Origin of the sequence: Rossellomorea sp. y25, assembly GCF_038049935.1 — a bacterium.
In the GTDB taxonomy this organism is placed as follows: Bacteria; Bacillota; Bacilli; order Bacillales; family Bacillaceae_B; genus Rossellomorea.
In genome coordinates, this window is record NZ_CP145886.1 from 3808287 (window position 1) to 3834654 (window position 26368).

General features: G+C 41.9%; 29 protein-coding genes and 1 riboswitch. Of the genes, 5 read left to right on the forward strand and 24 right to left on the reverse strand.

What is annotated here, in order from left to right; all coding sequences use genetic code 11:
* Positions 1-6: 6 nt before the first annotated feature.
* From sufC to AAEM60_RS19340, 17 genes are all read right to left on the reverse strand, one after another.
* Positions 7-792 carry a Fe-S cluster assembly ATPase SufC gene (sufC, locus tag AAEM60_RS19260; protein WP_044338171.1) on the reverse strand — a complete coding sequence of 262 codons (786 nt, stop codon included), beginning with the start codon at positions 790-792 and terminating at the stop codon, positions 7-9.
* A 350-nt stretch (positions 793-1142) separates the two neighbouring features.
* The gene (locus AAEM60_RS19265) at positions 1143-1301 is read right to left on the reverse strand and encodes a hypothetical protein (protein WP_299743659.1); all 159 of its coding nucleotides are present in this window, start codon (positions 1299-1301) and stop codon (positions 1143-1145) included.
* 877 nt (positions 1302-2178) lie between these two features.
* Entirely contained in the window at positions 2179-2544 is a 366-nt protein-coding gene (locus AAEM60_RS19270) for a carboxymuconolactone decarboxylase family protein (RefSeq protein ID WP_299743656.1), read from the reverse strand.
* Between the two features lie 155 nt (positions 2545-2699).
* Positions 2700-3527: a MetQ/NlpA family ABC transporter substrate-binding protein gene (locus AAEM60_RS19275; protein ID WP_299743653.1), complete on the reverse strand. Its 828-nt coding sequence runs from the start codon at positions 3525-3527 to the stop codon at positions 2700-2702.
* Between the two features lie 15 nt (positions 3528-3542).
* The gene (locus AAEM60_RS19280) at positions 3543-4211 is read right to left on the reverse strand and encodes a methionine ABC transporter permease (RefSeq protein ID WP_341356894.1); all 669 of its coding nucleotides are present in this window, start codon (positions 4209-4211) and stop codon (positions 3543-3545) included.
* On the reverse strand, positions 4208-5230 hold the full coding sequence (locus tag AAEM60_RS19285) for a methionine ABC transporter ATP-binding protein (protein ID WP_299743648.1): 1023 nt from the start codon (positions 5228-5230) through the stop codon (positions 4208-4210). Before AAEM60_RS19285 ends, AAEM60_RS19280 begins: the two co-directional genes overlap by 4 nt.
* 152 nt (positions 5231-5382) lie before the next feature.
* Positions 5383-5489: riboswitch (SAM riboswitch) on the reverse strand.
* A 99-nt stretch (positions 5490-5588) separates the two neighbouring features.
* Entirely contained in the window at positions 5589-5939 is a 351-nt protein-coding gene (locus AAEM60_RS19290) for an SCP2 sterol-binding domain-containing protein (protein WP_341356895.1), read from the reverse strand.
* Between the two features lie 250 nt (positions 5940-6189).
* A complete protein-coding gene (locus tag AAEM60_RS19295; RefSeq protein ID WP_341358025.1) occupies positions 6190-6504 on the reverse strand; it encodes a thioredoxin family protein in 315 nt (104 codons plus the stop codon).
* A gap of 5 nt (positions 6505-6509) precedes the next feature.
* Positions 6510-6869 carry a toprim domain-containing protein gene (locus AAEM60_RS19300; RefSeq protein ID WP_044338481.1) on the reverse strand — a complete coding sequence of 120 codons (360 nt, stop codon included), beginning with the start codon at positions 6867-6869 and terminating at the stop codon, positions 6510-6512.
* Between the two features lie 176 nt (positions 6870-7045).
* A complete protein-coding gene (locus AAEM60_RS19305) occupies positions 7046-7282 on the reverse strand; it encodes a YusG family protein (protein WP_299743636.1) in 237 nt (78 codons plus the stop codon).
* 433 nt (positions 7283-7715) lie between these two features.
* Complete coding sequence (gcvH, locus tag AAEM60_RS19310; RefSeq protein WP_044338178.1) at positions 7716-8099, reverse strand: glycine cleavage system protein GcvH; 384 nt, start codon at positions 8097-8099, stop codon at positions 7716-7718.
* A gap of 128 nt (positions 8100-8227) precedes the next feature.
* On the reverse strand, positions 8228-8584 hold the full coding sequence (locus tag AAEM60_RS19315; RefSeq protein ID WP_299744017.1) for an arsenate reductase family protein: 357 nt from the start codon (positions 8582-8584) through the stop codon (positions 8228-8230).
* Positions 8585-8696: 112 nt separating this feature from the next.
* Positions 8697-8999, reverse strand: a complete 303-nt coding sequence (locus AAEM60_RS19320) for a metalloregulator ArsR/SmtB family transcription factor (RefSeq protein WP_044338179.1) — start codon at positions 8997-8999, stop codon at positions 8697-8699.
* Between the two features lie 32 nt (positions 9000-9031).
* The gene (locus AAEM60_RS19325) at positions 9032-9811 is read right to left on the reverse strand and encodes an SDR family oxidoreductase (protein ID WP_341356896.1); all 780 of its coding nucleotides are present in this window, start codon (positions 9809-9811) and stop codon (positions 9032-9034) included.
* Positions 9812-9960: 149 nt separating this feature from the next.
* A complete protein-coding gene (locus AAEM60_RS19330; protein ID WP_299743621.1) occupies positions 9961-11745 on the reverse strand; it encodes an acyl-CoA dehydrogenase family protein in 1785 nt (594 codons plus the stop codon).
* A 70-nt stretch (positions 11746-11815) separates the two neighbouring features.
* Positions 11816-12994, reverse strand: a complete 1179-nt coding sequence (locus tag AAEM60_RS19335; protein ID WP_148970072.1) for an acetyl-CoA C-acetyltransferase — start codon at positions 12992-12994, stop codon at positions 11816-11818.
* 37 nt (positions 12995-13031) lie between these two features.
* Complete coding sequence (locus tag AAEM60_RS19340) at positions 13032-15416, reverse strand: 3-hydroxyacyl-CoA dehydrogenase NAD-binding domain-containing protein (protein WP_341356897.1); 2385 nt, start codon at positions 15414-15416, stop codon at positions 13032-13034.
* A gap of 239 nt (positions 15417-15655) precedes the next feature.
* Here AAEM60_RS19340 and AAEM60_RS19345 point away from each other — a divergent pair, with 239 nt between their 5' ends.
* The 3 genes from AAEM60_RS19345 to AAEM60_RS19355 all read left to right on the forward strand — a co-directional run bounded on the left by AAEM60_RS19345 (position 15656) and on the right by AAEM60_RS19355 (position 18501).
* Positions 15656-17236 carry a bifunctional UDP-sugar hydrolase/5'-nucleotidase gene (locus AAEM60_RS19345; protein WP_341356898.1) on the forward strand — a complete coding sequence of 527 codons (1581 nt, stop codon included), beginning with the start codon at positions 15656-15658 and terminating at the stop codon, positions 17234-17236.
* 96 nt (positions 17237-17332) lie between these two features.
* A complete protein-coding gene (locus AAEM60_RS19350) occupies positions 17333-17470 on the forward strand; it encodes a YuzL family protein (protein ID WP_299743611.1) in 138 nt (45 codons plus the stop codon).
* Positions 17471-17874: 404 nt separating this feature from the next.
* Complete coding sequence (locus AAEM60_RS19355) at positions 17875-18501, forward strand: hypothetical protein (protein WP_341356899.1); 627 nt, start codon at positions 17875-17877, stop codon at positions 18499-18501.
* A gap of 109 nt (positions 18502-18610) precedes the next feature.
* Here AAEM60_RS19355 and AAEM60_RS19360 read toward each other — a convergent pair whose 3' ends face one another.
* Together AAEM60_RS19360 and AAEM60_RS19365 are read right to left on the reverse strand one after the other, a co-directional pair.
* Positions 18611-20074, reverse strand: a complete 1464-nt coding sequence (locus tag AAEM60_RS19360) for a potassium/proton antiporter (protein WP_341356900.1) — start codon at positions 20072-20074, stop codon at positions 18611-18613.
* A 217-nt stretch (positions 20075-20291) separates the two neighbouring features.
* Complete coding sequence (locus AAEM60_RS19365) at positions 20292-21209, reverse strand: proline dehydrogenase (RefSeq protein ID WP_299743602.1); 918 nt, start codon at positions 21207-21209, stop codon at positions 20292-20294.
* 315 nt (positions 21210-21524) lie between these two features.
* Here AAEM60_RS19365 and AAEM60_RS19370 point away from each other — a divergent pair, with 315 nt between their 5' ends.
* Together AAEM60_RS19370 and AAEM60_RS19375 are read left to right on the forward strand one after the other, a co-directional pair.
* Complete coding sequence (locus AAEM60_RS19370) at positions 21525-21788, forward strand: hypothetical protein (RefSeq protein WP_299743599.1); 264 nt, start codon at positions 21525-21527, stop codon at positions 21786-21788.
* Between the two features lie 16 nt (positions 21789-21804).
* Entirely contained in the window at positions 21805-22152 is a 348-nt protein-coding gene (locus AAEM60_RS19375) for a spore coat protein (protein WP_341356901.1), read from the forward strand.
* Between the two features lie 289 nt (positions 22153-22441).
* Here the strand turns inward: AAEM60_RS19375 and AAEM60_RS19380 are convergent, their stop codons facing one another.
* From AAEM60_RS19380 to AAEM60_RS19400, 5 genes are read right to left on the reverse strand one after another with little or no spacing between them, the layout of a single operon-like run.
* Complete coding sequence (locus AAEM60_RS19380) at positions 22442-22708, reverse strand: DUF2573 family protein (RefSeq protein ID WP_299744014.1); 267 nt, start codon at positions 22706-22708, stop codon at positions 22442-22444.
* A 25-nt stretch (positions 22709-22733) separates the two neighbouring features.
* Positions 22734-23492, reverse strand: coding sequence for a siderophore-iron reductase FhuF (gene fhuF, locus AAEM60_RS19385; protein ID WP_341356902.1), 759 nt, complete (start codon positions 23490-23492; stop codon positions 22734-22736).
* Entirely contained in the window at positions 23489-24307 is an 819-nt protein-coding gene (locus tag AAEM60_RS19390) for an ABC transporter ATP-binding protein (protein WP_044338193.1), read from the reverse strand. Before AAEM60_RS19390 ends, fhuF begins: the two co-directional genes overlap by 4 nt.
* A 15-nt stretch (positions 24308-24322) precedes the next feature.
* Positions 24323-25378, reverse strand: coding sequence for an iron ABC transporter permease (locus AAEM60_RS19395; protein WP_299743587.1), 1056 nt, complete (start codon positions 25376-25378; stop codon positions 24323-24325).
* 3 nt (positions 25379-25381) lie between these two features.
* Positions 25382-26368 carry an iron ABC transporter permease gene (locus AAEM60_RS19400; RefSeq protein WP_299743585.1) on the reverse strand — a complete coding sequence of 329 codons (987 nt, stop codon included), beginning with the start codon at positions 26366-26368 and terminating at the stop codon, positions 25382-25384.

Consider the following 26368-nt stretch of genomic DNA (forward strand, 5'->3'; position numbering starts at 1 on the left):
TAACACTTACGCTTCTTGGCCAACAGTTTCGTCTTTGATTCCTAACTCTTCTTTAATCCAGTCATATCCTTCAGCTTCCAGGCGTTGTGCTAATTCCTCTCCGCCAGATTTCACAATGCGTCCTTGCATCATGACGTGAACATGATCAGGAGTGATGTAGTTAAGAAGACGCTGATAGTGAGTGATGATTAAGCAACCAAAATCTTCACCGCGCATTTTATTGATTCCCTTTGATACAACTTTAAGGGCATCGATATCAAGACCAGAGTCAATCTCGTCCAGGATGGCGATCTTAGGTTGTAACATCATTAATTGAAGGATTTCATTACGCTTCTTCTCTCCACCAGAGAACCCTTCGTTTAAGTAACGCTGTGCCATATCTGGATCCATTTCCAGGTATTCCATTTCAGAATCCATTTTGCGGATGAATTTCATTAGAGAAATTTCTTCGCCCTCTTCGCGACGGCTGTTGATTGCTGAACGTAAGAAGTCCGCATTCGTAACACCGTTGATTTCACTAGGATACTGCATTGCAAGGAATAGACCTACGCGAGCACGCTCATCAACTTCCATTTCAAGCACATCTTCACCGTCGAAGTGAATGCTTCCTTTTGTCACTTCATACTTTGGATGACCCATGATAGCAGAAGATAAAGTAGATTTACCTGTACCATTTGGTCCCATTACTGCGTGGATTTCTCCACCTTTAATTTCAAGGTTAACCCCTTTCAGGATTTCCTTTCCTTCAATCTCAACATGAAGATCTTTAATTGTTAAAGTAGAACCTGCCATGTGTATTTACCTCCGTGACTTTATAATGAATTTAAGAATTAAATTCTTTAATCATTCTCAATTTATTCTCATTACAATCTTATAACAAATAAAAGCTATTATCAACTTTTTCAACTATACAGATAGTGTAAACTTGACAAGATAATCCTTTTCTATTGTTAACTTAAAATACAGGAAAAATGTAGGGGTTTCTTATACAGTTTCCTGTCATGGTGAACATATCGATACTGATATAATTTGAAACCTATGAAACCGTCCGCTTTGTTCTTCCGTTATTAGACTTGGCGTTGATTGCATAACAATAAAAAAACCAGTGCATCGTCTACACTGGTTTCCTTTTTTCTTCCTTATTATATATTAGAGTGCACCTTACGATCAAGTGCAGCAATCATTCTTCTGCTTTCCTTATAGTCCTGCTCTCTTCTTTTCTCTACTTGCATTCTGACATCATGCTTTCGTTTGTACACCTCATAACCAATCCCATGGGCTCCATGCATTGCCTTTTCCATTTCACTTGTGTACGAGATACTCTCAAGAGAGTCGATAATGAATCATTCCTTTCAGGTTTTTAATTACTTTACAACTATACTACCCCCTCGTTCACAAGACAAAACCAGTATAGGGTCATTTTTTCTTAAATTCATCTTTTCAACCTGACTCCGAGGGGCTACCATTAAGTTTTCACAAAATTCCGCCATTATACTGCCAATTAATAGCTTTTTTAATATATATTCATTTTATTGAATAAGTATTTAGTACTTGGTGATCACAAACGAACTTTCCACCTCATATTAAATAAAATAGCTTTTTTCATAAACATTGTCGCTATTTTACATAAAGAAAGTACGGCCGGTGAGTATCCTTGTCGATCTTTTAGGGTCTCTCCCACTGTTTTCGGGCAGCTTCCAAAAATGTAATTTTTCTATTGAACGGATGGTAATTTGAAAACAGGGACCGTTCCTTTTCGTTCCAGGGACTTGCTTTCCGCGGGGAGGAAGTCGAGCCTCCTCGGGCTTTGCCCTGCGGGGTCTCGACCTTTCTAGCTCCGGCGGCTAGCCCCTCGAGGTCATAAGCTAAATGGTCCAAGAAGGCAAAGAACGCCTTCTTAGGCCCATTCATCTTATGCTTGTCGGGGCTGAGCGAGCCGCATCCGCTTTTCTACTTTTCCTCTATTTCCCGCAGGAGTCAAGTGCCTTCCGCTACAATCCACTCTGTGCTACTACTTTATGGCTGTTAAACGCTAACTTCAAGAAAAGTCACCTCACCATCCAACACACTAATTGACAAAGCCCAGGAAGATTATGTAATTGAATGAAAAGCCTTGTTCAAACACTAATTTCAACAAAAAAATCGAAGAGGATTCCTCCCCTTCGACTCATCCCTTACTTATTGTTTTAACTGATTCAAATCCTGAATCGATTGCTGTACTAAAGTCACAGCCTGACTCATGACAGCTCCGCCGCCAAATGCAGCCGTTACTCCTATTGCTTCAAGGATTTCTTCTTCTGAACACCCTTGATCCAGGCATCCTTTTGTGTGATAGATGATGCAATATTCATCCTGGGAATAAAGACTTATTCCTAACGCGATCAACTGCTTTTCTTTTTTTGAAAGAACTCCTTCTCTAAAGCAGTGCTCGGTAAACGTATTATACTGCTCGGCAAGCTCAGGCATTTTTTCAGTGAAGATTCCAAGTCCCATTTTATAATCATGAAGGGCAGCTTCTGTTGTATTTCTTGGTTCTATCTGCATTTCATTCAGCTCCATTTCTGAAATAGATTCATCGAAAATAGTATGAGCTATAATGGAAATGATTATGTTTAAAAAAAATACGGTAAGTACTTATCCAGAAAAGAAACCCGATTTTGATCAATCAGAATCGGGTTTCTTATTTACGCTATATGAAATTATTCGGTCACCGGAACAACTGCCCCGTCCCATTCCTCTTTAATAAAGTCCTGGATTTCTTTTGAACGAAGAGCTTCAACAAGCGCCTTCACTTCCTCTTTGTTTTCGTCACCTTTATTCACAGCAATCACATTCACATATGGAGAATTACTGTCTTCAATGGCGATCGAATCTTCCAAAGGATTCAAACCTGCATCGATCGCATAGTTGGAATTAATCAGAACAGCATCTCCCTCTTCATTTTCATACAATTGTGGAAGAAGAGCTGCTTCATATTCGTAATCGAATTTTAGTTTCTTTGGATTTTCTTTAATGTCTTCCAGCGTTGCTTTTGTCTTGTCTACTCCATCATTCAATGTAATAAGACCTTTTTCTTCTAATAACGTAAGAATACGTCCGTGATCTGCTACAGAATTACTCATTAGAATCGTTGCACCTTCAGGCAGCTCTTCAAGGGATTTGTACTTTTTAGAATAAACGCCAATCGGCTCAATGTGAATGCCGCCAGCATTTTCAAAATCATAACCGTGTTCCGCTTTTTGAGATTCTAAGTACGGTACATGTTGGAAATAGTTTGCGTCAATATCCCCATTATCCAGATCTTTATTTGGCAAGATATAGTCTTGGTACGTTTCAATTTCTAAATTGATACCTTTCTCCTCTAATAAAGGCTTCACTTGTTCAAGAATTTCAGCGTGAGGAATATTGGAAGCTCCAACCACTAATTCTTTCTCGTCGCTGCCTCCTCCTGATTCTGAATTACTCCCACATGCTGCCAATCCAAAAATGCTTGTTGCTGCAATAACTCCTGCTACCCATTTTTTCATGATATTTCTCTCCTTTTACCGTTTATCTAATTTATTTGTAAAGAAATCACCTAATATTTGAATCGCAAACACAATGAGTAAGATCATAATGGTTGCGGCGAGCGTCACGTCTTCCCTGCTTCGTTGAAAGCCATCTAAATAGGCCAGGTTTCCTAAACCGCCTGCTCCGATGACCCCGGCCATTGCCGTATATCCAACGAGAGCAATCGCTGTTACTGTAATTCCTGAAATCAAAGCCGGCATGGATTCCGGGATCAGGACTTTCCAGATAATTGTGCTCGTTTTCGCCCCCATCGCTTTCGCGGCCTCGATGACGCCTTTGTTCACTTCTCTTAAAGCAATTTCTACCATACGGGCGTAAAACGGAGCAGCTCCAATGATCAGTGCCGGCAAAGCTGCATTCGCTCCACGGATTGTGTCCAATAAAAACTTGGTGAACGGAATTAACAACACGATCAATATAATGAATGGAATCGATCTGAACACATTTACGACTGCACTTGTAATCGTGTATGTCAGTTTGTTATCCCATAGATTTTCCTTAGAGGTGAGGAAGAGCAAAATCCCAAGGATCATTCCGAGTACAAAGGTAATCACTACAGACATCCCGGTCATATACAGGGTTTCGAGGGTTGCTTCCCACATCTTCTCCCAATCTACATTTGGAAATAAATTTTCAATCATCCTCTTAACACCTCCACTTGAACCAGTTGCGTTTGAACAAACGTCAATGCATCTTTAATGGTCCGTTCATCCCCATCAAGGTGAACAAATAACGTTCCATAGGCACCTTTTTGAGTTTGGGAGATTTGTCCTTGAAGGATGTTTACGTCTAAGTCAAACTTCCTTATCAGAGTGGTGATAAGCGGTTGCTCAGTTGATTCACCGACAAAAGTAAATTTCAACACTTTCCCATTAGGATATTGCATCAATAGGTGATCAATGGTTTCACCCGTTTCTTTTACTTGCGAGACTTCTCTCACGAAACGCTTTGTCACTTGCTCTTGTGGATTTCGGAACACTTCCAATACATCCCCGAGTTCCACGACTTTTCCTTGTTCCATGACTGCGACACGGTGACAGATTTTCTGAATCACGTGCATTTCATGAGTGATCAGGACAATCGTCAGCCCTAAGCGTTTATTAATATCCACCAATAAATCAAGAATGGAATCAGTTGTTTGTGGATCTAGAGCGGAAGTAGCTTCATCACATAGAAGGACATCGGGATTGTTAGCAAGGGATCTTGCAATCCCCACTCGTTGTTTCTGTCCGCCGCTCAGTTGAGAAGGATAGGCATCTCCCCTGCCTTCCAATCCTACAAGCTTCAATAATTCATTGGCTCTATGGAGTCTCTCTTTCTTTGGTACTCCAGCAATTTCTAATGGGAACTGTATATTTTCTAATACTGTACGAGACCAGAGGAGATTAAAGTGTTGAAAAATCATGCCTATCGACTGTCTTGCTTCCCGCAGTTTTTTACCCTTTACCCGGGAAACGATTTGACCATTCACGTCCACTATTCCTTCTGTAGGAACTTCGAGACCATTGAGCATGCGGATCAGCGTACTCTTACCTGCTCCACTATAGCCAATCACTCCAAAAATTTCTCCTTGGGCAATCTCGATATTGACGCCATCAACGGCTGAAATTGGACCCGATTTGGATTGATAGATTTTTTTCACATCTGAAATGGTAATCATGTTGTATTCCACCTTCTTTCGGAGTAAAACGACCTGTTTAATCAAGATTATGGTTGCACATAGCTGGCATTTTCCCGTCATCTTTTTCTAAATCATTAAAAAATGCCTCTCTGCGATAAGCAGAAAGGCATAATCATATAGGACTATCCTTTCTCTCATCTTTCAAAGCATATGCTTTGAGTGAATTGGCACCATTTCAATTTTCATTGACGGTTGCCGGGCTTCATAGGGCACGTCCCTCCACCTCTCTTTATAAGAGTAAAGTATCGATTATTAAATTTTTTTAAATAGTTAAAGACTCTGAAAATTTGCTACAAGAGAGATTTTATCATCGGTTATAGAGTGTGTCAATTATTTTTTAAACTTTCACCGGCTCTTTTCCCCTTGACCTCGTAAGCCAAAGGACAGATTCAACAAATAGAAGCGGTCGATACCCTCCTCTGATTTCAAGTGCCCCAGCTTCGATCAGTTGAGACAACCGTTCTTCCCCTGTGAGTAGGGAAACCACTTTTTCCTCCATTCCTTCAATTACGAAATGAGCGTCTTCACTCAAATCATCTAATACATCGCATCCCTTGCTCGAAATAGAAATACCGTACAAATCGCTTCCACAATCAAAATGAAGAACAAATGGGCTGTCTGGAAATAAGAGTCGTAAGTGATATCTTGAATGACACTGATCTACTAATTCCTCTAAATATATTCGCATGAATACCCTCCCAGTGAAACTTCTATATTATTACAATTCCACTTTTAGGTATTTTTCCCTTTTATACTTTCTCGACATGTTTTGAACGTATTCATCTAATTTGTCGAACAGTAAGAATTTGGATGAATACTAGTCAAAAAATGATGCCATTCGCAATATTTCCCGAGAAATATGTCTTCGTTTGTAGAAAGAAAATTGTTTAGAAAGAGACATATAAAAAAGACCTTCTCCCAAAAGGTCTCTTATCCCTCTAACGATCAGTGATCTTGTTTAAGCTTTCATATAAAAATGGCACGGATTGGAAGGCATAAATCCTCTCCCTTTCGACTCCATCCTTAAATAAAAGCAAGCAGGGTACACTTTCGATGGATTGTTCTTCTGCAAATTGGGGCAAATAATTCAAGTTGGCCTTCACAAAATGAAAAGATTGCGGAAGCTTTTCCACTACGTCAATCATTTTACTTGCCACCTGACAGGTGCCACACATCGGTGTATAAAGGTAAACGGCTTCAAGCGTATGGCCTTCAATCAGATCGTTTAATGCTTCGGTATTACTTACCTCAATCAAAACTAGATCATCCTTTTTCCTAAATATTCTTTATGAACGTCTATATTGGCTCCAATCAGGACAGACGCCAGGTGATACTCGGGAGCTGCTGCCACTTCCTTGTACATACGATCAATGTACAAATGTTCAGCTTCAGGAAACTCACGTTTAAATTGCTTTCGTAATTTTTCACCTGCATCATCAGCATCTACGAGGATATAGACATCCCTTTCCAATAATGCATCAATGAGTTCGTCCATTTTCGTAATGCTAATAGTCCCGTTTGTACAAATAATTTCAATCGGTTCTTTGATGATATCTTTCACTTTTCGTTTGTCAGTTGTTCCTTCGACAATGATTACTTTTTCGTCAAGTTCCATCATGATCATCACCTTATCTTTCAGAAATAAGATTACGATAGTATATTCAAATAACAAGAGATGATGTCCACTTTCTACTTATATTTTCTCATGTTTATAAAAAAATGCGCAAGTGGTTTGCCTATCTGCTTATACAAATGGTGCCAGATTCATTGTCGAATCTGGCACCATGAGCATTTCTAACACCAGCCACCCTCATCACAATCTGTGTATCTTGCTTGATCGCCTTCCGTGGAAGTGTAGCTTTGATAAATTTTATTTTCTTTTGCTTCAAAGTTTGGCTCCATGCTTAATCCATCAAGAGGTAAAGCCATTCTGCCGATTGGCTGATTATCCAAATATAGTTCTACTTCACCATTTTTCAGTTTCCCTGTCACCCTGTTGGTTACATCTAATTTCTTAGGCTTGAGCACCATACGTATTCATCCTTTCTTTTTAGAAGGCATTTTTCGTAAACTTTGTTGTTTTAATAAAGCGTGCAGTGGTTGATTTCCGCTCCAGGTGCTCGCTTTCCGCGGGGCGTGAGTTGAGCCTCCTCGGGCTTTGCCCTGTGGGGTCTCAACTTTCCCGCTATTCCCGCAGGAGTCGAGCACCTTCCGCTCCAATCAACCTTCTAAGCATGAGGCCCCGTTCTGCTAAGCTGGGTTGCTCGTTCGAATACTAGCTGAAAGAGGAGAACTTCCCCTCACCATCTAGTTCACACTCACTGAATCACACAGCACTGGCAGTCTATATATTAAGAACAACAATTGTTGCGAAAAGAGCTTTCTTATAAAAAACGTCTACTCATATGGTGCCCAAAATAAAAAACAAAACACCTTGAGAAATTCTCAAGGTGCATGGTAGAAATTATCCTTCATTAATCATTTCGTCATACTGTTCAGCTGTCATAAGCTTGTCTACTTCTCCAGCGTCTGAAGGTTCAACAACGATCATCCAAGCTTTTTCATAAGGTGATTCGTTCACGAACTCAGGGCTATCAGACAGCTCTTCATTCACTTCTACCACCTTACCGGATACAGGTGCATATAGCTCAGAAACGGTTTTAACCGATTCAACACTACCGAACGGCTCGTCCGCTTTGATCTCATCTCCAACCTCTGGTAACTCAACGAATACGATATCGCCCAGTTCAGATTGTGCAAATGATGTGATTCCCACTCGTACATTTTCCCCTTCAACTTTGACCCACTCATGTTCTTCAGAATAACGAAGTTCTTTCGGTGTACTCATTCTCTATCCCTCCAAATGCTAGTTATACAACCTAATATTGACACACTTTTCATTAAAAAAGCAAGAAAACCTAGCATGAATAATGAAACTTTTTCATTGTCCATGATTTGGTAATCCCAGACCTCTTTTTACTTCCAGGTTTCTTCAAAGGTTTCTTCCTTGAAACCAACTGTCACCTTACTTCCATCCGTAGTGATTGGACGCTTGATCAGCATCCCGTCCGTGGAAAGTATTTCTAATAATTCCTCATCGGAAGCCGAGTTTACTTTATCTTTCAAGCCTAATTCCCGATACTTTTTACCACTTGTATTAAAGAACTTCTTAAGAGGCAATCCGCTCTTTTCATGTAGGTTTTTAAGCTCGTCTTTTGTAGGGGGGGTTTCAACGATATGTATTTCATTAAATGCTATGTTTTCATCTTCCAGCCACTTCTTTGCTTTCCGGCACGTACCACACTTCGGATATGAATAAAAAGACAACGACATCATTCCACCACCTTTCATTTATCTGGATGGGGAGTCCCCATCCAGAATACACATTGCTCGAATCTATCTCTACATTCGACAATATTCTTTATTATCCTTCTTTTGTGAAACATTACTCACATTGTTTTTCAACCGTTTCAACCAGTTCCTTTAGTAGGACAGTTGCATTATCCAATTCAAGAGAATAGAAGCGCTGGGTTCCTTTTTGCTCTAAAGAAACTAATTGTTGATCTCTCAGGATCTTTAAGTGATGAGAAACAGCAGGGCGGGATAAAGTTAGATTTTCAGTTATCTGATTAACCGTAAGAGGTTCTTGTTCGGCAAGAAGTAATATTATGTCCTGACGATAAGGATCACTTAGCGCTTGAAATAATGGAATGCAAGCACGAAATGTATCAATTGCTTTTTGACCCATAGTCTTCTCCCTTCAAACTCATTCACATTCAATTATACCCGTTCTTGCACCTTGCGAACAATATTTGTGACCATTTTCCTCGGCATAAAACGGATGGACTGGGTCAGCATTCTATTTTTGAAACCTGGGATGATAACTGTTTTGTTCTTCGTCATCATTTGGTTATATCCCTCATCTACCACTTCTTCCACACTCATCACACCAGACTGAAATAGTTTTGAAGACTTCAGGTCAGCTGCATCACTGAACCCCGTTTGGGTAGCTCCTGGGCACAAAGCGGTTACTTTCACTCCGTGCGGTGCCCATTCATTCGCCAAGGCTTCTGAGAATGAAAGGACATACGCTTTTGTTGCATAGTAAACGGCCATTAATGGACCCGGCTGGAATGCTGCTGTTGATGCTACATTCAGAATTTGTCCACTATTTCTGCCCACCATTTCTTTTCCAAAATACTTACTTAACTCTGTAAGGGCAGTGATATTCACTTGAATCATGTCCAGTTCTTTGGATAGTTCAGTTCGCTCAAACTCCCCAAACAATCCGAATCCTGCATTATTGATTAGGAAATCCACCTGGATCCCTTTTGCTTTGACTTCCTCATATAACGTTTCCGATGCTCCTGGTTTGGAAAGGTCTGATGGTATGACATATGCTTTCACACCGTACTTACTTTTAATTTCTTTTGATAGAATACGAAGCTTCTCCTCACTTCTTGCTACAAGAATCACATCATGACCTGAACCTGCAAATTTATGACTAAAGTGCAAGCCTATACCACTTGAAGCCCCTGTAATTAATACTGTTTTATTCATCTATGATTACCACCTTATCTTTAATGTTTAAACACTTAAACGTTTAAGTGTTTAAACATATAATAATTAATTGAGTTGTAGATGTCAAGTTATGAACAAAATTAAGGGACGGACCTCCATTTCAGAGGTCCGTCCCTTAAACTACTTAATTAAACTGTATATTTTTGTGCGTCTATCAGCTTTTCAGATGCCGCTCGTTTGACTGCGATCACGTTGATCGGTGTATGGCGGGTGAATTTACGGAGTGCGGATAGCATCATGCGCAGTGTGTCACCCGTTTCAGTTGCTACCAGCGTTTCTTTGGCATGTTGTTCGATTTCATTGAATGCTTCTTGACAGAAGATTTGTGTGTAAAGAAGTTTTTGCTGAGCTTTCTCTACTCCACCTTTTTGAATGGCTTTTTCTGTTCTAAGAACAACGGATTCCATCGCGTATGCGTTCGAAACGATATCGGCAATGTTCACAAGAATTTCCTGTTCTTTTTCAAGGGCTTTACCGAACTTTTGAGCCGCTAAACCAGATAGCATCAAGCCGATTTTCTTCGCGTTTTTCACAAGGTATTTTTCTTGAGCCAGTGGCTCATCTCCTACCTCTTCAGGCATAAGCATCATTAATTCCTCTTGAAGGGCCTGTGCCTTTTGAAGTAATGGAAGTTCACCTTTCATTGCTTTACGCAGGTACGTGCCAGGAACCAGTAGGCGGTTGATTTCATTCGTTCCTTCGAAAATGCGGTTGATACGGGAGTCACGGTACATTCTTTCAATTTCGTATTCCTGCATGAAACCGTATCCTCCATGAAGTTGAACACCTTCATCGACTACATAATCCAGTACTTCTGTTGCAAAGAATTTATTCAATGAACACTCAATCGCGTATTCTGCAATCGATTTTGCCACTTCCGTTCCATTCTTCACTTCTTCATCCGTAAGCTTGCTCATACGATCCTCGAACAACCCTACTGTACGGTAAACGGAGCTTTCTGCTGCGTATAATTTAGACGCCATTGTTGCCAGTTTTTCTTTTGTGAGGTTGAAAGCAGAAATTGGTGTTTTGAATTGCTGACGTTGATTCGTGTATTGTACTGTTACTTCTAATGCACGTTTACTCGCTCCGACAGCTCCTACCCCTAATTTATAACGGCCGATGTTTAAGATATTGAAAGCAATGATATGGCCTTTCCCTGCATCACCAAGAAGGTTTTCCACTGGTATCTCAGCATCTTCCAGGATTAATGTACGGGTGGATGAGCTTTTGATACCCATTTTCTTCTCTTCCGGCCCAGTTGAAACACCCGGGAACTCTTTTTCTACGATGAATGCCGAGAAATGCTCTCCATCGATTTTCGCATACACAACGAATACATCAGCAAATGCAGAGTTTGTGATCCACTGCTTCTCACCATTTAAAATGTAGTGAGTACCTTCTGCATTCAATTTAGCTGTCGTTTTAGCACCCAGTGCATCTGAACCTGAACCCGGCTCCGTTAATGCGTATGCTGCCAGTTTTTCACCAGTCGCCAATGGAGGAAGGTATTTTTGCTTTTGTTCTTCGTTTCCGAACAGAACGATTGGCAGTGACCCGATTCCAACGTGTGCACCGTGAGAGATGGAGAATCCGCCTGCACGTGACATTTTTTCAGCAATCAGTGCCGAGCTCACTTTATCCAGGCCCAATCCGCCGTACTCTTCAGGAACGTCAGCACCCAAAAGGCCAAGATCCCCCGCTTCTTTTAACAGGCGAACGGAGTGGTCAAATTCATGGTTTTCCAGATTATCGATGACAGGTACAACTTCATTCAACACATAATCCTCGGTTGTTTTGGCAATCATTTTTTGTTCATCAGAGTATTCCTCCGGTGTGAAAACTTGCTCACAGCTTACATCTTCAATTAAAAAACTTCCACCCTTGATCAGCTTTTCTGTTTGATTCGCCATTTCGAATCCCCCTAAAAATTATTATTTTGAAGGAGCAGTGGGCCTCGGCATTCGAGGTCCGTCCCTCCTATTAACCTATTAATTCAAAGACGCCGGCTGCACCCATTCCGCCTCCGATGCACATGGTGACGATACCGAATTGCTGGTTTCTGCGTTTCATTTCGTGTACGAGGGAAAGGGTCAGCTTAGCACCTGTACAGCCCAGCGGATGACCAAGAGCGATGGCTCCACCGTTTACGTTCACTTTTTCTTCATCCAGACCCAGCTGACGAATGACTTGGATGGACTGAGAAGCGAATGCTTCGTTCAGTTCAAATAGTCCGATATCCGACAGCTCCAATCCCGCCATCTTCAAAGCCCGTGGAATCGCCTCGACTGGACCGATTCCCATGATTTCCGGCGGAACTCCGGCTACTGCAAAGCTTCTGAACTTCGCCATTGGTTGCAGTCCTAATGAACCAGCCTTTTCTCTATCCATCACCATGACAGCAGCTGCTCCGTCACTCGTCTGGGATGAGTTCCCTGCCGTTACAGAGCCCTTCACATTGAAAGCCGGGCGTAACTTAGCCAGAACTTCCGAGCTTGTTTCAGCACGTACCCCTTCGTCTTTTGAAAATTGGAATGATTTCTCCACCAGTTTATTTTCATTGCTTACTGAACGATGAAGCACATCAACCGGTACGATTTCATCGTCGAATTTCCCTTCAGCAATAGCTTTTGCCGCTTTTTGGTGACTTCTTACCGCAAATGCATCCTGATCTTCACGGGATACTCCGAACTTTCTTGCCACCTGCTCAGCTGTATGCCCCATACTCATATAGTATTGAGGCGCATTTTCAGCAAGCTTGGCATTCGGGCGGACTACGTGACCCATCATCGGAACAAGACTCATGGATTCAGCTCCACCTGCAATCGCTGTATCAGAGTGCCCAAGCATGATTTTTTCTGCAGCATAAGCAATGGATTGCAACCCGGATGAACAATATCGGTTAATCGTGATTGCCGGTACTGAATCAGGCAGGCCCGCAAGACCACCGATATTTCTAGCCATGTTTAACCCTTGTTCTGCTTCAGGCATCGCGCATCCGATGATCAGATCATCGATGTTGCCTTCATAGTTTCCTGCACGTTTGAGGGTTTCTTTAACTACAAGTGCCCCAAGATCATCTGGCCGCACCTGTGCTAATGATCCTTTTCTTGACTTTCCGACTGGTGTTCTTGCACCAGCAACAATGACTGCTTCGCGCATGAAATTCCCCCGCTTTCTAATATGATATAAACGCTGATTAATTGCGTAATGGTTTTCCCTTTACAAGCATGTGCTGCATTCTTTGCTGTGATTTAGGCTGAGCAACAAGACTCAGGAATGCTTCTCTTTCAAGATCCAACAAGTACTGTTCGTCTACTTCTGTTCCATATGGTACTTTTCCGCCTGCGATCACGTAAGCAAGCTTTTTCGCGATCATCAGATCATGTTCTGAAATGAAGCCTGATTGGAGCATGGATTGAGCTCCAAGAAGAAGGGTTGCATATCCTGTTTCACCTACAACGGGTACCTTCTTGCGGATCGGAGCTGAGTATCCACCTTCGTATAGGCTCAGTGCAGCCTGTTTTGCATCGTATAACAGATGATCATTGTTTACACTTACTCCATCCGCATTATTTAAGAAGTTGTTGTCTCTTGCTTCATCACCAGATGTGGAAACCTTCGCCATTGCAATTGATTCGAATACTTTATTGGCTACTTTTTGAAGATCGAATTCCACTCCATTTGGAAGGTTCGCCAAGTGCTTCATATAAAGTTCTTTGTTTCCGCCGCCTCCAGGGATTAATCCAACACCGACTTCGACTAAGCCCATGTACGTTTCCATGGAAGCCTGGATGTGAGCAGCCGGTAAGCAAACTTCGCTCCCGCCGCCTAATGTCATGCCGAATGGTGCGGCTACCACTGGCTTGGATGAATATTTGATCTTCATCATCGCTTGCTGGAAGTTCCTGACGACCATATCGATTTCAAATACGTTGTCATCCTGTGCTTCCATCAGGATCATGGCAAGATTTGCTCCTACACAGAAGTTCTTGCCCTGGTTTCCGATGACGAGTCCTTTATAATTCTTCTCTACTTCATCCACTGCAAAATTGATCATTTGCGTTATGTCCATTCCGATCGCGTTATTTGGAGAATGGAACTCAAGAAGCGCGATTCCATCTCCGATATCTATTAAGCTTGCTCCGGAATTCTTTTTGATCAGCTTTCCTTGCTTCTTAAGAGCCTTTAAGTCGAGTGCCTTCGGGTTTCGCTCTACAAGTTGGTAGTCTCCATTGTGATAGAAGTAACGCTCTCCATCTTCTTCTTTATAGAAAGTGGAGTGACCTTCAGCGAGCATCGTTTCTACCCACTCAGGTACCTTTAGGCCTTCTTCCTTCATGCGGGTCACAGATTTTTCAACACCGATTGCATCCCATGTTTCAAATGGGCCCATTTCCCATCCGAAGCCCCATTTCATGGCCTGGTCGATGCCTACGATATCATCAGCGATTTCACCATGCAGCCGGGCTGAATAATTTAACACCGGAGACACGATATTCCATAGGAGCATGCCTGCTTGATCTTTCGCATAGACAAGTGATTTTATTTTATTCTTTAATCCTTTTTCATTCTTCGCCATTTCAAGAGAAGCGGTTTTCAGCTTTTGACGCGGCTGATAATCCATCGTTTCAGGATTAAGCTCCAGGATCTCTTTTCCTTGTTTCAGGAAAAATCCCTGTCCGCTCTTGCTCCCAAGCCAGCCATTTTCAAGCATCTTCTGCATGAAGGCCGGTACTTCAAACACCTTCTGCTCTTCCCCTTCCACTTGGTCGTACACATTCTTCGCAACATGAGCGAATGTATCAAGTCCGACCACATCAAGTGTACGGAAAGTGGCACTTTTCGGTCTTCCGATCGTCGGTCCCGTGATGGAATCAACTTCTCCTACAGAGTAGCCGCCTTTCAGCATTTCTTGAACAGTGATGAGCAATCCATAGGTTCCGATGCGATTTGCAATGAAGTTTGGTGTATCTTTCGCCATCACGACACCCTTACCGAGCACATCTTCTCCAAATGTCTTCATGAAGCTGACTACTTCCGGATCCGTGTTCTTCGTCGGAATCACTTCAAGAAGCTTTAAATAACGAGGCGGATTGAAGAAATGCGTGCCTAAGAAATTCTTTTGGAAATCATCGCTTCGCCCTTCTGACATAGCCTCGATTGAAATCCCGGATGTATTTGAACTTATGATGCTTCCCGGTTTACGGTATCGTTCCACTTGTTCGAACACTTTTTTCTTGATATCTAAATTCTCAACGACTACCTCAATGACCCAGTCACAATCCCCGATATTTTGAAGGTCATCCTCGAAGTTGCCTGCTGTAATGAGTGAAGCGTTTTGCTTTGAAGTCAATGGCGCCGGTTTTTGTTTAAAGAGCTTTTTTAAAGCGTTTTCACTAAATTGATTGCGAAACGCCTTGCTCTCTTCTGTCAGTCCCTTTGCTTTATGTTCGTCGGTTAATTCTCTTGGTACGATATCTAATAACATTGTCGGGATGCCGATATTTGCAAGGTGAGCGGCAATTCCTGAACCCATGACTCCTGATCCTAACACTGCGGCTTTCTGAATTCTACGAACCAATGGTATTTCCCCCTTTTACACACTTTGAATGAATACTCATTCATTTTTTACTCAAAAAAAAGACTCGAATGAGTTCCTGTTACATCTAATATATCTGATTTTCTAAAATATCGCAATATTTAAAAGAGTAAAAATGATAAATTTTACAAAAACTTTGATGTTTTTACTTTGTCATCTTCTTCCTCCATAATGTAGACTTGATAACACTATAATGCCTTTTTCAGGATATGGAGGTTCGAATGAAAAACCATACAACATCTATAACGATACTTGAAACCAGTGATATTCATGGACATATATTCCCTTACTTATATGGAACGAAGGAGAAGGCAACTGTTGGTTTAGGTAAACTGGCAACCTTTATTAAAAGTGTACGAAAACAAACCGGGAATGTTCTGGTCATTGATAATGGAGATCTCTATCAAGGCACTCCCCTTACTTATTATTATATGAAACAAGCTCGTCATTTGCCAAACCCTTTTGTTTCAATTTTACATGAAATGAATTATGATGCAGCCGTGATTGGCAACCATGAATTCAACTATGGGATGGAACCCTTACGTAAAGCGCAACAAGATGCAGAGTTTCCTTTTTTATCAGCAAATATCCTTGATAATAGGACGAAGAAACCTTACTTTGGGCTCCCTTACTTCATCAAAGTACTACCTAACGGGGTAAAAGCAGCTGTGCTTGGCGTGACGACACATTATATTCCAAACTGGGAAAAGCCCTCTCACATAGCAGATCTGGAATTTAAAGATGCCTTTACCTCAACCCAAAATTGGATTTCCTACATACACAAAGTAGAAAAACCTGATGTGATGATTGTGTCGTATCATGGAGGATTCGAAAGAGATATTCAAACGGGTTCACCGACTGAGCGACAAACTGGTGAAAACCAAGGCTATAAAATTTGTCAGGAAGTAAAAGGAATCGATGTACTGCTCACTGGTCATCAACACAGAAAACTTGCCGGCACCATCAATGGGATTTCAATCGTACAGCCGGGAATGTATGGTGGGACTATCGGACAAGTAACCATTAAGTTACAACGAAACAAGCAAAGATGGACCGTGTTAAACAAGGAGACTCAGATCATTTCCATGGAGGGAATCGAGGCCGATAAAAATGTCCTTTCCTTAGCCTGGGATATTGAAAGCAAAACACAATCCTGGCTTGACCAACCCATTGGTACGATTGAAGGAAATATGCTGATAGAAGATACATTCGAGGCTCGTATCAGGGAACATCCATTCATTGAGTTCATTCACCGCGTTCAAAAGGAGGCAGCTGGTGTTTCCATTTCAGCAACCGCACTATTCAGTGAATCACAACGGGGGCTGCCGAATATGGTCACAATGAGGGATATCGTGTCTAATTATATCTATCCAAATACGTTAACCGTTCTTGAAATTACAGGGAGAGACATACGTCTTGCCCTTGAGCGTTCGGCATCTTATTTCGCTGTGAACCAAGCAGGGTTGCTTAGTGTGAATCCTAATTTCACCACTCCTAAACCTCAGCATTATAACTATGATATGTGGGAAGGGATTGACTACGTGTTGAATATCAGCCATCCAATAGGAAAGCGGGTTACTTCCCTGCTTTTCAACGGGGAGCCCCTACAAGAAAATAAACATTACCAAGTCGTCATGAACAATTACCGGGCAGGTGGCGGCGGGGAATACACCATGTTCAAGAACAAACCGATTATCAAAGAAATACAAATCGACATGACCGAGCTGATTGCTGACCACTTCCTCAAATATAAAACGATAAAAGCTGCCTGTAATCACAATTGGAAGGTTATTGTCGATTAAGAGGGACGGACCTCCGTGCAGGTCCGTCCCTCTTCTGCATATAGAACATCATAAAATTTAAAAGATCCGGGAATCTTAGTAATGGAGGTGTTCGACATGGCTAAGCATAAGAAAAATCCTTCCAAGGCTGGAGTGAGTGCAGCAAGTGTGAAGGGGGACGCTGGTCCTACCGTTGATTTGGACGGCGGCGGAAAAAGAAACAGTCAAAACAACCAATTTAAGAAGCAACCATAGTTTGTTTTAGGAAATTGCGCCTGATTTTGCTGATCAGGCGCTTTTTTTCGTGGGATGATGGGATCGGGGTGGGTGATTGGCGATTCGTTGGGGATTTAAAAGGCTTTGGGAAATTTATCGACCGTTATTTCGATATATCAACCGTTATCCGGATTTATCGACCGTTCGACAAATTCCGCTAAACACAAACACTATTCCCCTCCCTTCCTAACCACACACTAATCCCCAAACTTTTCCCTTCCCCATACAAAAATTAACTTTGCCTTGTCCCCACTTTTACAGTAAACTAAGAATATAAATTTTAAGTTGTCAGACCTCCTACTTTATCTATCACAACCTAAGGTAGCTCGTCTGTTTTTTAAAGTACAGTAATGAGAACGTTTACAGTAAAGGAGACTATGTGAATGAAACGCAGACTTTTGTTTTTTACGATTGGACTTTTTATTTTGACAATGGGTGTTGCCCTGATTATTAAATCTGGTTTAGGTGCCTCTGCCTGGGATGCCCTGGCCGTTGGGGAATCGAATATGTTTGGGATTACGGTTGGAACCGCTGTTTTCATAAATGGGATTGTACTGATCGGCCTTAATGCTCTTATTATGAAGAAGAAGCCTGATGTATTGGCTGCGGGGTCCATTCTTGTGATTGGCCTTTTGATTGATTTTTGGTTACTGGTCGTCTTTAATGATTACGCTCCCGAGATGCTGATGAATCAGGTGTTCACCCTTGCTTCAGGTATTTTGACAATGGGACTTGGAATTGCGATTTACTTACAGGCTAAATTCCCTGCTAGCCCTATGGATACACTTATGGTGGCCATCCATACGCGTTTCGGATTAAATCTTCGTAATTCGCGAATCATCAGTGAAGGATTTGCCCTGTCACTGGCATTCCTGTTTAAGGGAGATATCGGAATCGGTACGATCATTGTTACGCTCCTATTAGGATTCGTGGTTCAATATAGCTTCCCGGTTTTCGAACAGCTCTTTGAAAGAAAATCATTGGGTAAAGCAGCCGTCTCTGCTGACTAATCAATAATAAAAAAGCAATCTTCCAAGTGGGAGATTGCTTTTTTATTATTGATATATTTTGGCTCATCCTGAATGAGGGGTGGTTCGTGCCCGGCTCCAATTGTTCTGTTTACGTGGAACTTAATCCCCCTTTAGAATTCAAGAGCTCATTGATACGCTTTCTCTGGCTCTTATTTGCAAGCACATAAAGTGTATCATTTGCTTTGATGACAGTGTCACCCATTGGAGTGATCAGTTCATTGTTGCGGATAACCGCTGAAATCAATGTTTTCTCAGGCAGATTGATGTCCTTGATCGCCTTGTTTGTAATATAGGCATCGTCGTTGATGAGAACTTCGAGCATTTCATTGTTTGTTTTACCGATTGAAACGAGTTCTATGCTGTGAGCGATTGGCGGTTTTTCTTCCCCAGCAAGATTCAGATAGTTGGCTAAAGGTGAGATGGTCGTTCCTTGTATCAGAGCGGATAGAAGAACAACGAAAAACACGACGTTGAAGATGACTTCATTGTTTTCGATATTGGCAACCATTGGATACGTTGCCAATACGATTGGTACCGCGCCCTTCAAACCTGCCCATGAGATGAAGAACTTTTCTTTAATGGAGAAACTCTTTGCCAGGGCAAGACTTAGATACACTCCCAGTGGTCTCGCTACTACAATCAATAGAATCGATAGGACGATCCCTTGCCACGCAATGCTTGGCAAATGCTGAGGGAAAACCAATAATCCGAGCAGGATAAACATGACGATTTGCATCATCCACGCAAACCCTTCATTAAAACGGACAATGGAATGTCGATAGGTCAATTCCTGATTCCCTACTACGATCGCCATGATATAGACAGCTAATAGACCACTCGCTTCAAGAATGCTGGTAAATGCGTAAGTGAAGATAGCCAGTGAAATGGACAGAACAGGATACAAACCGGATGAATCAAGATTGATCCGATTAATGATCCACACAGATGCCCATCCAAGCGCCAGCCCAAGTACCAGGCCCATACCCATTTGCCAAAAAAAGCTTAAAATCAAGGTAGCAGGATTTAATCCGGGAAATTGGATCAATTGCAAAAAAGCTACCGTCAAAAAGATTGCCATCGGATCGTTACTGCCTGATTCAGCTTCCAGTGTAGAAGAAATTTTCGGTTTGATGTTTTTGTTGCCTAAAACGGAGAAAACCGCTGCAGCGTCCGTCGAACCAACGATTGCCCCAAATAACATCCCTTCCAGCCAGCTTACATCGAGGATGAACTTTGCTGCCACCCCAATCGAAAGTGTGGTCACAATGACTCCAATGGTTGCCAGTGATAATGAAGGTTTATAGACACTTTTCACATTGCTCCATTTTGTCTGAAGTCCACCTTCAAACAAAATGATGATTAAAGCAAGTGTTCCGATGAATTGTGTCATTGGAGCATTATCGAAGAAGAAATATGTATTTAGTACCATACCTACGATGATAAATAATATAAGTGAGGGGACGCCTAATCTGGTGGAGAACTTGGCGGTTATGACACCGACTAAAAGCAAGAGGCCAAGCAGTAAAGTCAAATTATCAATGGTGATTTCCATTTTTTATCGCCTCTTATTCATGAAGATTATTCACTTTTATTATATTATATTGTGAATACCGTAACAATTAAAAAGCCTCTTCTCTCTTCTATTCAGCAATAATATTCCCATTAGTCGTTTAGGGATACCTTCTCTTCTTAACTAGGGATGGCTGGCTTCGCCTATAAACAAAAATAAGACTCCATGAACATCCACAGAGTCTTATCACTAATTGCAATTATTTCTTCATGACACCTTTTAAAACAAAGGCGACGTTGGCTGGTCTTTCAGCCAGTCTTCTCATAAAGTATCCATACCAGTCAGTACCGTACGGAACGTATACGCGCATTTTGTAGCCTTCTTTGACCAGTTCATGCTGCCGTTCCACACGGATACCAAACAGCATTTGAAACTCGAATTGATCACGTGGGATATTGTACTCTTCCACGAGTCTTTTCGTATATTCGATCATCTCATCATCGTGTGTGGCAATGGCTGTATAATTGCCGTTTAATAGATGAGTTTTAATAATTTTTTTGAAATTATCGTCTACATCCTTCTTTTCGGGAAACGCAACTTCAGGTGACTCTTTATAGGCCCCTTTTACTAGACGCAGATTGGGGGAATACGCATTCAGATCATCCATATCCTTTTCTGTTCTATATAAATAGGCTTGTATAACCGTGCCGATGTTATCATACTCAGACTTTAACCGCTTGAAGATATCAATGGTCTTCCCACAACGGGAGTAGTCCTCCATATCAATGGTCACGAATACATTATGCTTGGTTGCTTCATCAAGAATCAATCGCATATTCTTCATGACAACCTCTTCGGAAATATCCAGCCCCATTGATGTCATCTTTAGGGACAGCTGAGATTTCAGGTTTTCTCTCCCGATTGCACGAACAGCCTCTACACATTCTAGTGCCATTTCGTTTGCTTCACGCTCATTGTCCACAAACTCTCCTAAATAGTCGATCGTTACAACAAGATTCTGACTATTCAGTTCGCGAATAACCTCAACTGCCTGCAGAATCGAAGACCCTGCAACGAATCGGCCGGCTCCAAAACGCAGGCCATATTTCTTAGCGAGCTTTGTCATCGGCTTATTTTTTGAAAGGAATAAAAAGAAATTACGCATTGCTTGCTCCATGTTGCTTACCCCCTGAAAAAACATATACATCATACTATGAAACCGTTTTCTTTATTGCTAAAAAAGAAAGTGTTCGTACTATAATATATCTACCAACATTTTATCACCTTTTAAGCGTTTTGAATATACTTTCAATACGTTCTTAGTAGAATATTATCGAAATTTGTATACACGTGAATAATCATGTTGAGCATTAGGAAAAATAACCTTTGCCTTATGATTATAAAACTTTCTTAAGGGGTCGTATACAGGGTAATATTACCTATTGATCATATTAAGAAAGTCAATTGAAGGAATGAAAAGGAGGAAAAGAATATGCAACAACAACCTCAACAAGGAAGCCAGCAACAAGCCTATACGGAGCCGCCACAGATGCTTACCACAAAGGATTCATTATATTTAAATGACATGCTTGCTTGGAATTTAAATGCTATGAAAAAGTGTCATTTCGCCGCAGCTCATTGTCAGGATGCTGAGATTAAAGCTGAGCTGGATAAGTGCGGGCAGATGCATCAGCGTCACTATCAACAACTACTAGCACATTTGAACACGACTAACCAAAACCAAAACATGATGTAGAAAGGAGTTCTCTTATATGAATCAACAAAATCAGCAAAAAATCCAAAATCCCCAGACTCAAGTACCGGCTACACCACAGATGAATGATCGTGACTTCATCACCGATGTCCTGTCTCACGAGAAATATATGACGGCTTCTTATTGTACAGCTCTGAACGAAGCGAGTCATCAAGCACTATATCAAGACCTACTTACAATTTTTAATGAAACACAAAATGCTCAACGCGAGCTTTACAATGAAATGTTCCGCAAAGGCTGGTACAAGCTCGAGGCTGCCGACAGTCAAAAGATTCAACAATCGTATCAACAGCACCAGCAGTATTCTTCTCAATTTCCCTATGGGTATGGCGGTCAGGTTCAATAATGCAGAAGGCAGACGCTGGTCTGCCTTTTTTGTTGGGAAGTGCGTTTGGGGTGAGGCTGGTATAGCTACGAGTTAGTAGCTTATCGGGATGAGACGGGGCATTTTTGGCAAATTGAAAATAAAAGTAAAGTTTTGAAAATAAAAGTTTGAAAGTCGATAATAAGCGAGCAAATGTCAATAATAGATCCCACAAACTCGTTTAAAACCTCCCTCTGCCTCCCTGTCCCGATCAAAATACAATAAAAAAGCACCCTCTTATACAAGGAAGGGTACTTCCACATTAAAATTTTTACTCTTCATTCTTTTTCCTATTCATTTCAGCGCGATGAGCTTCATTCATCACTTTTATCTCTCCAACAATCCGTTTCATCTCATCTTTCCCCTCAGGATATAAAGAATTCCAATGCTTCACGAGAGCAGGCATGTTTTTCGCGATGAATGAATAAAGAGCGTACTGGGTGACCATTTCTTTCTTGTCCGAATCGGTCTCACCTACTAATAGCTCAGTGTACTTTTCAATCAATGCATCAAATTGTTCAGGAAATTCTTTCATTATCTTAAACCTCCTTGTGAATATTGAGCTATGTCCTTTTCACTCGACAGGTTTGCGGACATGTTTTACAGCGATACTGTTCTCCATTTTCCAGTCTATAGGAGAAGCAGCACGTTTTGCGAACACGAACGTTTTCCGTTACACCTTCTACATTTACTTTACTACTATAGTAACGGGCTAGTGGATTTCTGTGATAGCGACCGAACCATTGGCTGTGTTCATCCAAAAGCAACTGACGGAATTGTTCATCCCTCTGCTTTCTCATTCCTTCACTTAAAAGGAAGGCATCATTCTCGTATATCCAGAAAACATATACGGCGATGTTTTCCCACAGTATGAGATTAGATAGCTTCGTCGTTTTCTTTAACACCTGAATCACTTTATCAAGATGCTCCCGAAAAACCGACTGAATAAATGCCTCTTTTTCCTTATGAGAAGTAAATTCAGTAACGGATGCGTCTTTTATATAAAACTGGGGCATCCATAAACCATTCTTGTCTCCATCTATGAGAATAAGATTTTCCGGTTTAAGGTTTAATTTCTTATTCCAATATGTCATCGCCATCAAGCCCATTGCCGCTACGAAAGCATATCGTTTCATGAATAAGGAAGCCGCTACTTTGAGATCCTCTGTTCCAATTAATGCAACCCTTTCAGAAAGGTAAGCCTTCATCCCTTCCTCATCTAAAAATGAGCTTGCTTCTTTCCCTTTAAAAGCAGGTGACCACTCTTTATGAAAACGATATTTCTTAAGGGTCTCCCACTGTTCTTGGGTGAGAGCATTCATCCCGTCTCACCCACGGCATTCAGAATGCAACGGCCTTTACCAAATGGGATGCATAGCGGGGTTCCAAACAAAGGATCTCGGGATACCTGACAATCCATATCAAACACATTCTTCACCAGCTCACAACTAATCACATCTTCAGGCTTCCCTTGGGCATAAATTTGCTTATCACGGATGGCAACAATATTATGAGCATAGCGACAGGCTAAATTCAGATCGTGCAGTACCATGACAATTGTTCGCTGTTCTTTCTCGTTGAGTTCGAATAGTAAATCAAGAATTTCAATTTGATGGGTCATATCGAGATAGGTAGTCGGTTCATCCAACAAAATGATGTCTGTGTCTTGCGCTAATGTCAGGGCGATCCAGGCACGCTGTCTCTGTCCCCCTGAAAGTTCATCCACTTTCCGGTGCTGCAGCTCTTCCATCTTCGTTGCCTTCAGTGCATCCTGGACAATTTCTTCATCCTTATGGGACCACTGCTTCAGCCAGGTTTGGTGAGGATAACGACCTTGCTTTACCAGCTGCAGGACGGTCAACCCCTCAGGAGCCGTTGGCGATTGAGGGAGAATGGCCATTTTACGAGCGACTTCTTTCGTTGATAAACGAGAGATTGCTTCCCCATCTAACAGAACCGATCCTTGTTTCGGCTTAAGCAATCTGGCAATGGAACGAAGAAGAGTGGATTTCCCGCAGCCATTTCCACCGATAAAGACCGAAATCTCCCCTTTTGGAATGTCAATATTCAATTCATCAATAATCGTTCGTTCCCCGTAAGATAGAGTCAAATCCTTCGTTTGTAAAATGTCACTCATTAATGGCCAACTCCTTTAAGAATTTCTTGTTTTAAATAAAAGATAGATAAAATATGGTGCTCCGATTGCTGCTGTAAATACTCCGGCTGGAACTTCCAGCGGCAGGAATAGAGTTCTGCCTATCAGATCTGCTACCATCACGAGGATTCCACCGATAAAGGCAGCAGTCGGAAGTAACGCACCGAAAGAAGATCCAACCATTCTTCTTGCCATATGAGGAGCCATCAAGCCTACAAAGCCAATTCCTCCTGCAAAGGCAACCGCCCCCCCTACTAAAGCCGTTGACATCAATAGAAGCAAAAAGCGTTGTCGCTGAACGTTCCCTCCAACACTTGTAGCAATTTCTTCCCCAAGTTCCTGGATATTCAATTGACGGGTTATAAAGAAGCTTAACAGGATAAAGACCAGGCTCCACGGAAGCAGAATCCATACGTCCTGCCAATCCGACCCGTTCACGGTACCTGTAATCCAAATGTTTGCCTGGCTTGCTCTATAAATAGGGCCAAGTATCATAAGAAGTGTTGTCAATGCTTGTGTCAGAGCTGATATCCCGATTCCGATCAACACGAGCCTGACAGGAGATACACCTTTTCTCCATGCCAAGAAATAAACTAAAAAGGCAATGACTGCCGCCCCTATAAAAGCAGCAACAGGAAGCCATTTAATACTGACCATCAATGTATTATCATCATTGCTGAAAACGGTCAGAAAAGCGACGACAGCTGCTCCTGCCCCTCCAGTTATCCCGATAATGTCGGGAGATGCCAAAGGGTTTCGGATCATCCCCTGTAAAATCCCCCCTGCCACGGCCAATGCCATCCCGGCCAGCAGGGCAATGATAATCCTTGGAAGTCGAAAAGACGTAACAACAAGCTGTTCTAAACTTGTTCCGCCTCCAAAGAAGACGCTAACGACCTTCCAAGGTGCTATTTTCAAATCGCCTATTCCAGTACTCATTATCAGGACGAGTAAAGTGATGACCCCTAATATCATGATTTTTTTCATGGCTGATAAATCAACGAGCATAGAAACCCGGTCCTGAAGCCAACGTTTTCCTATAAATCTATTCATCGGTTAAAACCCCTTCCTTGCAACGTACACGAAGAATGGTGCACCAATAATGGCTGTCATAACACCAACCGGCACCTCCTGGGGCATGATGATGTAACGGGCTCCAATGTCAGCGGCTAATAGTAAAATCGCTCCGAGTAATCCTGAGTAAGGGATTAACCAGCGATGATCTACACCAATGATTTTCCTGGCAAGATGAGGGATGACAATTCCGATAAAGCCTATTGGACCGGCAACGGCAACAGAACCTCCAGCCAGCAGTACGACAACAAGTAATGCGATAAATTTAATCAAGGCTGTTTTAAGGCCCAACCCTTTGGCAACATCTTCTCCCATGGCAAGTATATTCATTTTACCTGCTAACATGAGCGCAAGGATCCAGCCTGCCACAATATAAGGAAATACTCCGGATAAAATATCAAGGCTTCTCCCTTGAACAGAGCCTGCAAGCCAGAATAATACCTGCTCTAAGGCTGCTTCATTCAGTACAAGCAAACCTTGTGTGAATGACGAAAACATCGCAGTGATGGCTGCTCCTGCTAACGTCAGCTTCATGGGAGTCAAGCCTTTATTCCCGACTGAGCTGATGACATACACTCCGACAGCGGCTAAACCAGCCCCTAAAAACGCCAGCCACGTAAAGGATTGAAGATTGGTTACCCCAAATAACGTAACCGCCACTACCACCATAAAGGCACCACCGGCATTGATCCCGAAAATACCGGGAGATGCTAACGGATTCTTCGTCAAGGTCTGCATCAGGACTCCTGAAATTGCGAGGGATGCCCCTACTGTCGCAGCGATAAGTGCCCGCGGTAAGCGGATTGTCTGGAGCACAATATGCTCAGTCGATCCATCCGGGTTGATAAACGCTTCAAACGCTACTCTCCATGACGTATCCGTATACCCGAAGACAATGCTGACTCCTATACACAATACGAGAAATAGAATGGTTCCTATAAACAGAATAAATTGTTTTTGAATTTTCAT